The organism is Candidatus Scalindua japonica, from assembly GCF_002443295.1.
In the GTDB taxonomy this organism is placed as follows: domain Bacteria; phylum Planctomycetota; class Brocadiia; order Brocadiales; family Scalinduaceae; genus Scalindua; species Scalindua japonica.
In genome coordinates, this window is the sequence record NZ_BAOS01000001.1 from 182,167 (window position 1) to 195,259 (window position 13,093).

The window sequence follows — 13,093 nt, forward strand, 5'->3', positions numbered from 1 at the left end:
ATAAGATATTCTTAAAAAAATAAGGAGGTATATGTAATGAAACTCAATATATTCAATGTAATTATATTTCCATTTGTTGTAATGATGGTTTTTCCAGGGGTATCATTTTCGTGGTTCAATGATCCTCTTCTCAATACATCTGTAGCACCGAATACTAATATTCAGGTGGAACAAACCGCTATTGTTGATGGTAACGGGGGTACAATAATATCATGGTCTGAGCAAGCGGCTGGCGGTACCGGAGAGTTTGATATTTATGCGCAAAGGTTAGATTCCAAAGGAAAACCGTTATGGCCGTCACCGGTAGCAGTTTGTACAGCATCATTTGATCAAGGTTCTCCCGCGATGATCGGCGATGAATTTGGCGGCGCCATTATTATTTGGGGAGATAGAAGAGAAGTGGCAAATGGTTCTCCTGATGAGTTGGATATCTATGCTCAACGAATTAATGGTAATGGACAGGTTCAGTGGGCAACTGACGGTATTCCCGTATCTACAGCTTCCGGATGGCAGACTAACCAGGTTATTGCTCCAGATGGATTGGGTGGTGCATACATTGCATGGGACGATTATCGCGATGGCAATCATGTCTATGCTCAGAGGGTAGACCAGAATGGCCAGACTATCTGGCAGGAGAATGGGCTGATAATGCGTGATGTCCCGCCCTCTACATCTTTTCATCAGGTAAAACCGGATATTGTATCTGATGGCTTAGGAGGAGTTTTCATAGTCTGGACTGATTATCAACCAGTGAGCCTTACCAATATTTTTGCCCAGAAACTGGACCATGATGGGAATAAGCTATGGGGTATAGAAGGACTTGCCATCTGTACCGAACTCGAGGCACAGTTTGATGCATATGTCGCCAGTGATGGGTTTGGTGGTGCTATATTTACATGGACAGATGGCCGTCTTGGTAATAATGATCTTGATATTTATGCCCAGAGAGTAGACGTCGGCGGAAATTTACATTGGCAGGTCCAGGGGGTTCCCATAGTAACCATTCAAGAAAACCAGTTCGTAAACGCGATGGTAAGTGATGGTGGTGGTGGGGCGATTTTAGTCTGGTCAGATACCAGAAAACAAAACGGAGATACGGACATCTATGCGCAGAGAGTGTCTGCTCAAGGTGCGCTGATATGGGATATTGGAGGAATGCCTGTCGCAACTACTGATGATTTGCAGAGTAATCCTGTATTAATCTCTGATGGTTTAGGTGGAGCGTTTATAACCTGGCAGGATTTTTTCAGGGGAGGCACGATGTGGAATGTCTATTCTCAGCACGTAGATGGAAGCGGGCTGCCAATGTGGATAGTAGATGGGATCGCCGTTTCAATTGCTGATGAAACACAGAATAATCCCTTAATTATTCCAGATGGTTCAGGAGGATTCATAAATATATGGTCCGATGACAGATCAGGGACATACACTAATATCTTTGCGCAACAGGTAGACAACCGTGGACTTTTAGGTGGTGGCAAGTTCCTGTATTATACGGCAGATAAAGATCGTAATCCTAAGACTGTTTTTACCCAGGAAGAACTTATACGATTTACATCAAGCTGGACGGAAGCTGCCCCCTTAACCCCGGGCACATACCAGGCCGCATCAATAATGATTATAAATAATTTTACTGACTTCAGACATGAAACGGTAACATATGATGTAATTCCGTAACATACATTCATGATTTTAATAAAATAGTATGTTCAGGTACCATTCCCGACCCTTTAAATATGGACAAGAAAAAAATTAAAATACTTTTAATCAGCCCTTATCCTGATAGTGGACTGACAGATATGAAAGAGCCTCCTCATGGTCTGGCATATATTGCGTCTAATTTGAGGGATAATGGCTTTAAAGTAGAAGCTATAGATGCCAAACAACGTTTTATGAAAACTCATGTTGTGATAACCGAGGCGGTTAAAAGTAAGCCGGATCTTGTGGGTATTACAGCAATGACCCCTGATATAACCTGTGCAGCCATTATCGCCGGGGGTATTAAAGCCGCTTTGCCCCGAGTATTTACCGTAATAGGGGGGCCTCACGTAAATGCCTTACCTGAAGAAACACTTGAAGAATTTCCTTCTTTTGATCTGGCGGTAGAGGGAGAAGGGGAGTTTACCATGTTAGAACTCGCCAATAAACTTGAAAAAGGAAATTTGCCTTCTGCTCTCCCGGAAATTAAGGGTATAGCTTACCGTGATGTTGAAAAAATCATTCTGAACCCTCCTAGGGATTATATCCATGATCTTGATATACTTCCTCCTCCCGCATGGGACCTTTTCCCATTTTCTCATAATAAATCATATCCTGTATATGCAACTCGTGGCTGTCCTTTTGCTTGTAAATTCTGTCAGCGTGTGTTGGGCAATAAAGTAAGGAGGAGGAATATTGAAAAAATTGTGAGAGAAGTAACATGGGTCCTGGATACGTTTAAAACAAAAGGTTTTTGGTTTGCCGATGAGACATTCGGCGCGAATCGTAAATGGACACACCAACTCTTAGACCACATGATAGAAGCAGGCATACCTTCCAGGGCTACCTGGCATGCTCAGACAAGGGCGGACTTAATTACAGAGGATTTATTAACCAGGATGAAACAAGCCGGGTGCGATGGGTTGGCTTTTGGCGTTGAATCTGGAAACCAGGAAATACTGAAAAAAACTAACAAGAATATAAAGCTGGAAGACGCGGAAAGGGCAGTTTCCTTTGCAAAAAAAGTAGGGGTAAAGACTAGGTCATTCTTTATACTGGGACATCCTTACGAAACTATTGAAACGATAAAAGACACTATTAACTTTGCCGCAAAATTAAATACGGATTTTATATCATTTGCAGTTATGGTGCCTTATCCGGGTACTGAGGTCTGGAGGCTTGCCAGTATGAAAGAGGCAGGCTATAACTATGTATCTCGAAATTGGGATGATTATAGAAAACATCTTGCTGCACCACTGGGGTTTTCTTCAATTCCGGCTGAAACCCTGAGGAATTTAGACAGGAATGCGTATTTGATCTTTTACTGGCGTAATCGCAGATGGTTTGACTTATTTGACTTCCTCTGGGGACACAGATCTATGATTAAGGCGTACATTTTTAATAAGATAAAGGAAAAGCTATATAGATTCCTGAGCATATTCACCTCATGTCCGGTAAAATAATGGGCTGAGGAACATTGATAACCTCTCACTTGCTGAGGAAAAGAATAATACAACTTCATATTATAGAGAAAGGAGTCTTAAAATGAGAAAAAAATTCAATTTTTTAAGAACTTTGGTTATGAGAAGTATGATTGATATTACTATTCTTTCAACATCTATTTTTCTTCCTATGGTATGTTTTGCGCTGACTCCAAACCCGGTTATGACAGGGATGGGAGATAGTATCGGTGAAGGAGTTCAATCTGGTGATGCTAATTTTGCAACACAGCCCTCCAGTTATCTCAACTTACTGACCAGGCAGATTGGCTTTGAATTACATGTTCCACTGATTCAATCAAGTCCTACTGGAGTGGTTGGGGACACTTCAAACCGGTCTCGCCTTATGCCGTTCGATCAAGCTACAAATCTTTCTGTATCGGGTGCAGATGTAAATTCAATGATTAATGATAAGGCGGACGCGCTGAGTATCGGAGAAATCGATTCAGAAACCGATTTAGTCTTATTTCCCCAGTTAGGAAGTCAACTGGAAATTGCCGAGTCCCTTAACTCATTGCTTACCGTTTGTTGGATAGGTAATAACGATGCTCTTTCAGCAGCCACCTCTTTCGATCAGCTGGATGGGTCTCAATTAACCCCTGTTCCAGAGTTTCAATCCGACTTTCAAGAAATTGCTCAGAGATTAGTTACGCCAGGTAAAGCAGTTGTTTTTGCTAATATTCCTTATGTCTCAGATATTGCTTTTCTTATTGACCGTCAAGATCTGATTAAATTTCTTGGCTCAGATTTTGGCCTGCCAGAAGGAGATTTAACGAGTATCGTTGTTATGTTTCTTATAATGCTGGGGATAGATGACGGCAGTTTACTCAACAATCCGGATTATGTTCTCGATTCGGGAGAGATACAACTTATTGAACAAAGAACAGATGTATTTAACCAGATAATTCAAGAGACCGCTGCAGGGCTTGGCATGCCTGTTGTTAATATTAACGCTTTATTTAATCAGATTGCCGCGAATCCTCCTTCACCTTTCGGCCTCACCCTTACAACCCGTTTCCTTGGTGGTATTTTCAGCCTGGACGGTGTCCATCCATCAAATTTTGCGCATGCGGTTATAGCCAATGCTTTTATTCAGACAATCAACAGCAGTTTCAACGCGAACATACCTCTTATCAGTAATAATGACCTCCTGCAAATTCTTATTACTGACCCGTTTGTAGATAAAGACAATGACGGAAGAGTTACCGGCAGATTTGGTGCGGGACTTTTAGAAACTTTAGCGCCTTTTCTGGGAATATCCGGAGATCCTAATGATTTTGCACCAAATAATTTGCCGAGCAATAGTGACATAGTTACTGCAGACGCTTTCAAAAATGGTTTTCTCTCTTTAAAAGGAAAAAACCCTGAGCAGGCCACTGAATGGGATAAAGACGAATTTATTAAAATCTTTAAAGATATTTTCAGTCCTGAGATTATTTTAAAATAGTCTCATTCATGTATGTGTCTTCCAGGAGGGAATTCCATAGATCTGAATACATTTGGTCATTTATTTAGATATTATAAAAGAAAGTACTGGAGGTAAGAAAGAATGGATTTTCCCAGGATTAAAGGTTCATATACAAGTTTTTCCAAGTCTCGTTTCCGTACACTTGCGACAACCTCACTTCTCTTTATGCTTATCGGTGTAGCACCGGTCCTTAGTACATGCTTGATTTCAGTCTCCTCCATGGCTTCTGTGAAAAAAGATACAGCGGTCAAGCTGCCTGCTGAGGCTTCAGCAGGCTGGTGGTCTAAAGTGCAGAAACAAATCCGTCAGTCCGAGTATCATGTGGGCTGGCAGGACCACTCTTTTCTTCCGTATGTTAAATCAGCCTATCAGGCCCCCAACAGAGCACAAAACCTGCGCACCTATTTCATTCGTGATGGTATCCGGGTAATTCCACGATCTTCAAAAGGAGATGATTGGATCTGGGGTATGTCCATGAGTAGTTATGGTTTTAAAGGTGATATCAAGGCGGCTGGACAAGCAATACCCTCATATTCAGGAAATGGTATTTATTACCAGCGGGAAGGCTTGATCGAATGGTACATAAATGACGAACACGGTCTTGAACAGGGATTTACTCTCGATTCTCCTCCCCGATCAAATGAACCTGACCCGGGAACATGGATTATCATTGAAATGGATCTTTATGGTGACCTGAAAGCCAGCCTGAACAGTATGGCTGGTATCGTAGAATTTATAAATACAGATGGGGAAGTAGTGTTATTTTACCATAAACTCCATGCGTTTGATTCCTCCGGAAAGGAACTGCCATCCGAACTTGCCCTTTCTGATTCAGGAATTGAAATTCTCGTTGACACAGACCAGGCGTCTTACCCCGTCACTATTGATCCTCTCATTACGGCTCCCAAACCAAACTGGTCAGCCGAGGGCAACCAGGTCGATGCTGTTTTTGGCTGGTCAGTCTCGACGGCAGGCGATGTCAATGGCGACGGATATAGCGACGTCATAATAGGGGCAGAATTGTACGATAATGGTGAGACAAATGAGGGTAAGGCCTTTGTGTACCATGGCTCGTCCTTTGGTTTAAGTGCTACTGCGGACTGGACGGTAGAAGGAAATAAGGAAAATGCCTACTTTGGATTTTTGGTGTCTACAGCAGGCGATGTGAATGGTGATGGGTACGACGATGTTATCATTGGTGCACCTCTATACAGTAACGGTGAGCTTTATGAAGGGAGGGCCTTTGTGTACCATGGTTCCGCTCTGGGCCTGAGTGCCGCTGCGGACTGGATGGACGAGAGCAATAAGGTATTAGCTTTTTTTGGTGTGGGATTAGCCACTGCGGGTGATGTGAATGGCGACGGATTCAGCGACATCATCGTAGGAGCAGATAGTTACAACAATGGTGAATTTGAAGAAGGAATGGCTTTTCTGTACCACGGCTCATCATCAGGTCTTAGTACTACCGCTGACTGGACAGACGAGGGTGACCAGGTCAGTGCTTACTTTGGTTTTTCGGTCTCTACAGCAGGTGATGTCAATGGTGATGGGTACGACGATGTTATTATTGGAGCAAATGGTTATGACAATGGTGAGGTAAATGAGGGAAAGGCCTTTGTATACTACGGTTCATCATCAGGTATTAGCACGATAGCAGACTGGGAGGTTGAAAGCAATCAGGTCAATTCTGTTTATGGCTGGGCAGTATCCTCTGCAGGTGATGTCAATGGCGATGGATATAGCGACGTTATTGTCGGGGCGCCTTTCTACGACAATGGTGAAAAGAACGAGGGTATGGTCTTTATGTACCTGGGCTCATCTTCCGGCCTCAGTATCAATGCAGACTGGACTGCCGAAAGTGATCAGGAAGCTGCTTTGATGGGACGTCTGGTATCTACAGCCGGTGACGTGAACGGAGATGGATACAGCGACGTCATTGTCGGGGTTCATGAATATGACAATGGTGAGATTGATGAAGGGTTGGCCATCGTGTACCTGGGCTCATCTACAGGCCTTAGTATGACCGGGGACTGGTCAGCCGAGGGAAACCAGAACCGTGCTATTTTTGGCCGTTCAGTATCAACCGCAGGGGATGTAAATGGAGATGGATACAGCGACATCATTGTAAGCGCGCCTTTTTATGACAATGGTGAGAGTCAGGAGGGGAAAGTCTTTGTATACATGGGCTCACCTGCCGGGCTTGGGACAACTGCAGACTGGAAGGCTGAGGGTGGCCAGACATCTGCTTATTTTGGCATTTCCGCGACAACAGCAGGAGATGTGAATGGAGATGGATTTGGGGACGTTATAGTCGGGGCCTATGAATTCGATAGTGGTGAGGTTAATGAGGGTAAGGTTTTTATGTACCTGGGTTCTCTTCTTGGTCCGAGCACTACAGCAGACTGGGAGGCTGAAGGCGATCAGGCAAATGCCTCTTTCGGTGTATCCGTTTCCACGGCCGGGGATGTGAATGGGGATGGCTACAGCGATATAATAGTCGGAGCGAATAAATATGATAACGGCGAGACTGATGAGGGAAGGGTATTTGTGTATAATGGTTCATCATCGGGGCTGGGTGCTTCCGCGGTATGGACAGCCGAAGGTGATCAGGCATATGCTTCATTTGGTGTATCAGTATCTACCGCCGGAGATGTGAATGGTGATGGGTACAGTGATATCATTATAGGGTCATGCACATATGATAACGGTGAAATTGATGAGGGGAAGGCCTTTGTATACCACGGATCGGCATCAGGTCTTAGTATCACTACAGACTGGACGGCAGAGGGTAATCAGGGCAGCGCAAACTATGGCTGGTCAGTATCAACAGCCGGAGATGTGAATAACGATGGTTACAGTGAGGTAATTGTAGGGGCGCCGCTCTACGAGAACGGAGAGACAAATGAGGGAATGGCCTCTGTGTACAATGGATCTTCATCGGGCCTTAGTAGCGCGGCGGACTGGACAGCAGAAGGCAGTCAGGCTAATGCTTACTTTGGTATTTCAGTATCCGCGGCAGGTGATGTTAACGCTGATGGGTATGGTGATGTAATTGTAGGCGCGCCTCTTTATGGTAACGGTGAAAGCTATGAAGGGATGGCTTCTGTGTACCATGGCTCTTTTTCAGGGCTGAACACTCTTGCAGACTGGACAGTGGAGAGTGACCAGGCATTAGCCCTGTTTGGTATTTCGGTGTCCACAGCAGGAGATGTGAATGGTGATGGATATGATGATGTCATTGTCGGATCACGCTTTTATGATAATGGCGAGACAGATGAGGGTATGGCCGTTGTATACCTCGGTTCTTCCTGGGGTATTAGCCCTACTGCATTCTGGACAGCCGAGGGAAACCAGATCAGTGCGTACTTTGGCTGGTCAGTATCTACAGCGGGTGATGTGAATGGAGATGGCTACAGTGATGTTATTGTTGGGGCCCCGCTCTATAATAACGGAGAAGCTGATGAGGGAATGGCGTTTTTGTATCTTGGTTCATCCTCCGGTCTTAATACTACCAGTACCGGGGATTGGACAGGAGAGGGAAACCAGCACAGTGCGTACTTCGGCTGGTCAGTATCAACGGCCGGAGATGTAAATGGAGATGGCTACAGTGATATAATCATTGGAGCGTATGGGTATGATAGTGGTGAGGTTAATGAAGGAGCAGCTTTTGTGTACCACGGCTCTTCCTCTGGATTCGGAACGAACGCTGACTGGACAGCCGAAGGTAATCAGGGATCTGCCTCTTTTGGTATCTCTGTATCTACAGCAGGAGATGTGAATGGTGATGGGTATAGTGACGTGATTGTGGGTGCGAATGAATTTGACAATGGAAATGTTAATGAGGGCATGGCCAATGTGTACTATGGTTCTGCAATGGGCCTTAATGTGCCTCCGGACTGGACGGCCGAGGGGAACATGGACAATGCATATTTTGGCTGGTCAGTATCCAATGCCGGAGACGTGAATAATGATGGATACAGTGATGTGATCGTGGGGTCACCATTTTATACTAATGGTGAGGCCTCTGAGGGAATGGCATTTGTTTACCTTGGCTCTTCTGCAGGACTTAACACTACAGCGGACTGGACAGGCGAAGGAAATCAGGGAGGAGCTGTTTTTGGACGTTCAGTAGCCGCGGCCGGAGATATCAACGGAGATGGGTATGGTGATGTGGTTGTTGGTTCGCCGGGATATGACAATTACGTAAGTGGTAATAATAATGTTGGGAGAGCTTTTGTGTATCAAGGCTCATTATCTGGTCTCAGTGCCAGTGAGAACTGGATGACTGAGGGAACGCAGTTAAATGAATATTATGGCTGGGAAGTAGATACAGCAGGAGATGTGAATGGTGATGGATACGGTGATGTTATAGTAGGAGGTCCTGGACATGACAACGTTGTGACTGATGATGGAATGGCTTTTGTATATCATGGGTCACTGTCAGGGCTCAGCCTCACGTCAGACTGGAATGCCGATGGTGGTCAGACAGGTGCTTTCTTTGGTTATTCTGTGTCTACAGCAGGAGATGTCAATGGCGACGGGTATGGTGATGTCATTGTAGGATCTCCTCTTGCAGACAACGGTGTTATTTATGAGGGAATGGCCTTTGTCTATCACGGATCGTCATCTGGCCTTAATACAAACGCTGACTGGACAGCTAAATCCGGCATGAGTGCTTCTTACTTTGGTATTACCGTGTCGTCAGCAGGCGATGTAAATGGTGATACCTTCAGTGATATAATTATTGGTGCTTATAGATATAATAACGGAGAGGCTGAAGAGGGAATGGCCTTTGTTTATCAAGGCTCATTATCGGGTCTGCGTACTACTGAGTAATTGACAGGCTGAGACTATCTGACGAGCTTTCCTTTTGTAAGACAAGTCAGATGATCATCTCAATTCTCAAAATTTTATATACATTGAATCAGGAGGTAAAAAAATGAAAAGACTGTTAATTACACTTTTTTTATTTTCCCTGGTAACAGGGTTAAATAGCCTTATTACAAGAGGAAGTTCCGGAAGTGAATCATTTTGGTCCGGAGACGAAATCCCGGCAGTAACCGAATTACCTCCAAATAATGGTGAGATACCGTTGGCACAGTTATTACATAATTTTCTGGCAGGCCATGTGTCAACCGGATGGCCTGGATGGCTTACTGGACTCCAGAATACAATAGAAAATTTTAATAACAGAAACGGTGATGTGGGTGTGACGATCTATTTCCCTGAGGAGAGTTGGTCTGGCTATACGCTTTTGGGCGGAACTCGTTTTGGTCCTGAGGGGCCAATAAACAATTCTACCCTGATCGATATGCAGGGTAACGTTATAAAAGAATGGCCACTCATGGGGCGTCCAGCCAAATTACTTCCAGGTGGTCACGTTATGGGTGGTGTTATGAGTGCGGGGTCAGGGGGTCTGGATATGGCAGAACTGGTACAAATGGATTGGTGTGGTAATCAGATATGGTCGTGGACAGGTTCTGGGGGTGAAGGAGGGGCCAGATGGCATCATGATTATCAGAGAGAAGGAAACCCTGTAGGTTATTTTTCGCCTTATCAATTACCACTATTACAGGATGGAAAGACCCTGATCCTTTCCAATGATTTTCCTCCTTTAGAGGAAACATGTCCAGACCCGGTTAACAACAGGGACAATTGTATAAGTGAAATGCCTTTGTTAGATGACGTAGTCTATGAAGTAGACTGGGAGGGAAATATCCTCTGGGAATGGCACGCATATGAGCACTATGATCAAATGGGGTTTGATGAGACTGCTAAAGAAGCCATAAGGACAAATAAGGTTTTTACGCTTGAAGGGTCTCCGGAGACTGATTGGCAGCATGTTAACGCTGTGTCTTATCTTGGCATAAATGTCTGGTATTCTCTAATGGGCGATGAGCGCTTTCATCCGGACAATATTATCCTGGATGGCAGAAGTTCAAATATCACAGCCATTATAGCCAGACATGATCATCCCCAGGGAGACTGGCAATCTGGAGATATTGTCTGGAAAATAGGTCCTGATTTTTCACAGGGTAACGATGAACATAAACTGGGACAGATAATTGGACAGCATATGGCACACATGATCCCGATTAATCTACCCGGTGGGGGTAACATTCTGTTGTTTGACAATGGAGGAAATGCCGGGTTCGGGTCATTGATACCTGGGTTGCCACCACACTTTCCCAATAAATACAGGATCTACTCACGTGTTATAGAATTTAATCCCCTGTCACTTGAAATTGTGTGGGAGTACGAGCTTAAACAGCCATCCGAGGGTGAACGAAAGTTTTTCAGCCCATTTTTAAGCGGTGCCCAGAGACTTCCAAACACGAATACCTTGATTACGGAAGGAGTTACCGGACGTGTTTTCGAGATTACACAGGAAGGTAAAATAGTCTGGGAATATATCTGGCCACATGAGGCGCCGCCTGGCTTTCCATTTCCTGCTATAGTCTATCGTGCGTACCGAGTACCACCCTGGTGGCTACCCGAGAACCTCGATTGTCCGGAATAGTAAATGGTGTGAATGTCCGAGAGTTGGTATATATTTCATTGAATAATTGAAGGAACTTACAACTCAAATCTCAAAATCTTATATACATTGAATGAGGAGGTTAAGAAAATGAAAAGACTATTAATGATACTTTCTGTATTTTTTCTGGTCATGGGCTCGCATACCCTTGCTGCACGGGAAAGTTCTGGAAGCGAAATATTCTGGTGTGGTGATGACGACATTCCGATTGTGGCCGAATTACCTCCTGTCAATGGAGAGATACCGCTGGCACAGTTGTTACATGGCTTTCTGGCGGGAGATGTGCAAGCCGGCTGGCTGGGTGTGCTTTCTATACTCATGAATTCAATAAATAATTTTGATAATAGAAACGGTGATGAAGGGGTAACGATCTATAACCCTGAAATGAGTTGGTATGGCTATACATTACTGAGTGCGCCTCACATTACCCCTGAAGGAGAAAATCATTCTATCCTGATTGATATGCAGGGGAACATTATAAATGAATGGCCCCTCTATGGTTTTCCTGCTAAAATGCTTCCAAATGGTAATGTTATGGGTGGTATTAAAGGAGGTGATCCGGATAGTCAGGACCTGACAGAATTAGTGCAAATGGATTGGTGTGGTAATCAGGTATGGTCCTGGACAGGGTTTGGGGGAGAGGGAGGCGCCAGATGGCATCATGATTATCAGAGAGAGGGGAATCCTGTAGGTTATTTTTCGCCTTATCAATTACCATTACTACAGGACGGAAAGACCCTGATATTGGCTCACTATTTTCCAACCCTGGCAGAAACATGTCCAGATCCGATCAACGACCGGAATAATTGTATCAGTGAAATGGAGTTGCAGGATGATGTTATCTATGAAGTCGATTGGGAAGGTAATATAATCTGGCAATGGCATGCATATGAACACTATCACCAGATGGGATTTGATGAGTCAGCCAGAGAAGCTATAAGGACAATTCACGCGCCTACAGGTGGTTGTGATATAACAAAAACCGATTGGCAGCATACAAATGCCATATCTTACCTTGGTCCCAATATATGGTATTTGAAAATGGGAGATGAGCGTTTTCATCCGGACAATATCATCTGGGATGGTCGAAGTTCCAATATCACAGCCATTATTGCCAGGCATGATCATCCGCTGGGTGACTGGCAATCTGGCGATATTGTCTGGAAAATAGGGCCTGACTTTTCACCCGGTAAAGATGAACATAAACTGGGACAGATTATTGGACAGCATATGGCCCACATGATTCCGATTAATCTACCAGGTGGGGGCAATATCCTATTGTTTGACAATGGGGGATATGCGGGGTTCGGTTCCCTGTTACCAGGTTTGCCGCCACACTTCCCAAATAAATTGAGGGACTATTCTCGTGTTATCGAATTTGATCCCCGGACGTTTGAAATTGTATGGAAGTACGAAAACAAAAACCCGCTCGATGGTGAGCGTAAATTTTTCAGTTCCTTTATAAGCGGAGCTCAAAGGCTGCCAAACTCGAATACCCTGATTACAGAAGGTGTCAGGGGACGTGTTTTTGAGGTTACACCGCAAGGAGAAATAGTATGGGAATTCATCTCTCCATTTGGAGCAGTTCCTGTGGACGGGTGTACTAATGCCAATAGTCAGGCGCTTCTTCCTCTGGCTTCTCCGATTGAATCACAAGAACAAGGCTCTGCCAATACTGTCTACCCTGTCTACCGTGCATACAGGGTCCCACCCTGGTGGCTTCCTGAAAATCTGGATTGTACTGGTCAATAGTAATACCAGAACAGTCTCAATTCATGAATGAATAGTTTATGGAGGAAGATAAGGCGCTGCGTAAAATGTGCATATTACCTTTCACGTTGTGGGCCTCATCTCAGCTCTTGTACTTAATAAACATAACTATAGGGGCAA

At 44.5% G+C, this 13,093-nt stretch carries 6 protein-coding genes; all 6 read left to right on the plus strand.

The window, feature by feature from the left end; translation table 11 throughout:
• Positions 1-36 precede the first annotated feature (36 nt).
• Positions 37-1,677 carry a hypothetical protein gene (locus SCALIN_RS00670; RefSeq protein WP_096892340.1) on the plus strand — a complete coding sequence of 547 codons (1,641 nt, stop codon included), beginning with the start codon at positions 37-39 and terminating at the stop codon, positions 1,675-1,677.
• A gap of 59 nt (positions 1,678-1,736) precedes the next feature.
• Positions 1,737-3,161, plus strand: coding sequence for a B12-binding domain-containing radical SAM protein (locus SCALIN_RS00675; RefSeq protein ID WP_096892341.1), 1,425 nt, complete (start codon positions 1,737-1,739; stop codon positions 3,159-3,161).
• Positions 3,162-3,243: 82 nt separating this feature from the next.
• On the plus strand, positions 3,244-4,644 hold the full coding sequence (locus SCALIN_RS00680) for an SGNH/GDSL hydrolase family protein (RefSeq protein ID WP_096892342.1): 1,401 nt from the start codon (positions 3,244-3,246) through the stop codon (positions 4,642-4,644).
• Positions 4,645-4,746: 102 nt separating this feature from the next.
• A complete protein-coding gene (locus SCALIN_RS00685; protein WP_096892343.1) occupies positions 4,747-9,501 on the plus strand; it encodes an integrin alpha in 4,755 nt (1,584 codons plus the stop codon).
• 103 nt (positions 9,502-9,604) lie between these two features.
• Positions 9,605-11,185, plus strand: coding sequence for an aryl-sulfate sulfotransferase (locus SCALIN_RS00690; RefSeq protein ID WP_096892344.1), 1,581 nt, complete (start codon positions 9,605-9,607; stop codon positions 11,183-11,185).
• A 108-nt stretch (positions 11,186-11,293) separates the two neighbouring features.
• On the plus strand, positions 11,294-12,955 hold the full coding sequence (locus SCALIN_RS00695; protein ID WP_096892345.1) for an aryl-sulfate sulfotransferase: 1,662 nt from the start codon (positions 11,294-11,296) through the stop codon (positions 12,953-12,955).
• Positions 12,956-13,093: the final 138 nt, after the last annotated feature.

What these genes read in the sequence shown, in the direction of transcription:
- SCALIN_RS00670 (WP_096892340.1), top strand. Translation starts at nt 37, where the DNA reads ATGAAACTCAATATATTCAATGTAATTATATTTCCATTTGTTGTAATG.
- SCALIN_RS00675 (WP_096892341.1), top strand. Translation starts at nt 1,737, where the DNA reads ATGGACAAGAAAAAAATTAAAATACTTTTAATCAGCCCTTATCCTGAT.
- SCALIN_RS00680 (WP_096892342.1), top strand. Translation starts at nt 3,244, where the DNA reads ATGAGAAAAAAATTCAATTTTTTAAGAACTTTGGTTATGAGAAGTATG.
- SCALIN_RS00685 (WP_096892343.1), top strand. Translation starts at nt 4,747, where the DNA reads ATGGATTTTCCCAGGATTAAAGGTTCATATACAAGTTTTTCCAAGTCT.
- SCALIN_RS00690 (WP_096892344.1), top strand. Translation starts at nt 9,605, where the DNA reads ATGAAAAGACTGTTAATTACACTTTTTTTATTTTCCCTGGTAACAGGG.
- SCALIN_RS00695 (WP_096892345.1), top strand. Translation starts at nt 11,294, where the DNA reads ATGAAAAGACTATTAATGATACTTTCTGTATTTTTTCTGGTCATGGGC.